The sequence below is a fragment of the Actinotalea sp. C106 genome, assembly GCF_023630195.1.
Classification (GTDB): Bacteria; Actinomycetota; Actinomycetes; order Actinomycetales; family Cellulomonadaceae; genus Actinotalea.
Map to the genome: position 1 here is coordinate 1 of NZ_JALPKN010000396.1, position 2296 is coordinate 2296.

Annotated in this window: 2 protein-coding genes; one reads left to right on the forward strand and one right to left on the reverse strand. The window is 75.8% G+C overall.

Features of this window, described 5'->3' with window-relative positions:
- Positions 1-1025 (reverse strand): sulfite exporter TauE/SafE family protein (locus tag L0B03_RS16825; protein WP_250448009.1); only part of this gene is annotated, 1025 nt, incomplete at its 3' end.
- A 168-nt stretch (positions 1026-1193) separates the two neighbouring features.
- Here L0B03_RS16825 and L0B03_RS16830 point away from each other — a divergent pair.
- Positions 1194-2296, forward strand: a 1103-nt coding sequence (locus L0B03_RS16830) for a hypothetical protein (RefSeq protein WP_250448011.1), incomplete at its 3' end; no start/stop codon positions are given.

The window sequence follows — 2296 nt, forward strand, 5'->3', positions numbered from 1 at the left end:
GTCCCGGGGGCCAGCACGGCGACCACCCCGGTGACGTTGACCGCGGCCAGGGCGAGCACCCCGACCCCGGCGACCCGGAGCAGCGCCGGACCTGCGGCACCGCGTGCGGCGGCGGTCAGACCACCGACGCCGATCAGGCCCGGGGCGGTGCCGAGGGCGAACAGGCCCATCATCAGCCCGGCCGTCACGGGGTCGCCGGTCGCGAGGGCGGACAGCTGGACCACCTGCGTGAAGCCGCAGGGCAGCAGGAAGGACGCGGCACCCAGCAGGGCGGTCCGGCCGTCGCGGTACGCAGCGGTGGTGCGACCCTCGAGGCCCAGCCGGGTGGCCACGACGGCAGGCAGCGTCGGGGTCAGGTGGGCCAGGCGTGGCGAGACGGCCGTGAGCTGGAGGCCGATCGCGACCATCGCGAGTGCGACGACGAGGGTCAGCAGCGCGAGGGTGCCGCCGGTCACCCGCACGGCCGTGCCCACCACACCCAGCAGGGCCCCGAGCACCGTGAAGCCGACCACCCGCCCGGCGTTGAAGGCCAGGTGCGGGCGCAGCCGTCGCGCGGCGCTCGCCTCCGGGTGGTGCTCGGCGTGCCGGGCCGCGACGGCCAGGACGAGGCCACCGACGAGCGCCATGCAGGTCGAGAGCCCGGCCGCGAGCCCGAGGACGAGGGCGACGGTGAGACCTGCGGTCCCTGCCGAGGACCCCAGGCGCCCTGCGAGGTCCTCGAGGCCGGCGGCGCGGGCCGCCAGGACCACGAGCGCGACGACGGCCACGCCGATCGCGACGTCGCGCCACACCCGGTGGTCCCGGCTCAGCCAGGCGCGGTCGTCGTCGCCCGGCGCGTAGCCCGCCCGGCGCACGGCCTCGTCGATCGCGGCGTGGGTCAGCGGTCCGCTGCTGGTGATGCGGGCGCGACCACGTGCCGCGGAGACCGTCACCGTCTCGACCCCGGGCAGGCGACGCAGCGAGCGCGTGACGCGCACCTCGCACGCGCGGCAGGTCATGCCGCGGATCGGTACGGTCCTGTCCATCCTCTGCTCCCACCCCTGGTCGTGCTGCAGCGTAGGCACGCGGCGCGGGCCGTGCGTGGGACCTCCGGTCCGCGGTCGCGGCGCCGGCCCGGGCCACGGACCCCCGGTGGACGCTGAGGGGCCGAAAGTCCTTCAGAATGCGCTCGCGGGGTCGATCACCACGTCGAGATGACCAACGACGCGCGCGAGACCTCCGGGGCCACCACGACCCTGCTGCTGGGCCATGTCCGGACCCAGGGCGGTGACGAGGCGGTGACCGAGGTCGTGCGCCTGGCCGGGGTGACCCAGTCGGTGACCGAGCTCGAGGACAGTGCGAGCTGGTTCCCGCACGACGTCAGGACGCGGCTCTTCGAGGCCGCGACGGCCGTCCTCGGGGAGGGCACGATCTTCTCCGTCGGGGTCCACGCGATCGACAACGGCCTCCAGCCTGCCCTGGTCGGCCTGCTCCGCTCCCTGGGCACGACCCGTGAGGTCTACCGGCAGGTGCCCCGCGCCCTGCCCAAGTTCACCACCGGCTCCGAGATGGAGGTCGTCGAGAGCACGGCCTCCTCGGCCTTGGTGCACCTGCGCACCAAGGGCGGGCTCACGCGGTCGCGCCTGGACTGCGAGCTCGTCCAGGGGATGCTCGCCGCGGTCCCGCAGATCTTCGGCCAGCCCCTGGCCCGCATCGACCAGCGCCGGTGCCAGGCCGACGGCCACCCGCAGTGCGAGCTCGCCATCTCCTGGTCCCGCCCGCGCCGGTGGTTCGACAGGACGCGCACCGACCGCACCGCGCGGTCGACCGACGTCGAGCTCGCGGCCCTGCGTGGCCAGCTCGAGGAGCTCCAGCGCGCCTCGAGCGACCTGGTCAGCAGCGACGACGTGCACACCGTCCTGGAGCGCATCATCGACCGCGCCGCGACCGCCGTGCTCGCCCCCTCCTACCTGCTCGTCGCGAGCAGCGAGGCGACCCTCGGCCCGGACCCGGTGGTGCACTCCCGCGGGCTGACCGACGAGCGCGCGGCCGAGCTCGCGGCCCTGCTGAGCCGAGGCGAGGACCTCGGCCCGAGCGCCGTGGTGGTCGACGTCGTCTCGACGCGTCGCCAGCACGGCCGGCTCGCGGCGATCTACGCCGACGGGCACCGACCGCTCGCGGCCGACTCCGCGCTGCTCGAGGCCTACGCCCGCCACGCGGCAGCTGCCCTGGCCCTGCTGACGGCCTTGCACGGCAGCCGGCGCGAGGCGCGCCGGGCCACCGCGCTGCTCGCGCTCGGGTACTCGCTGGCCGCCCC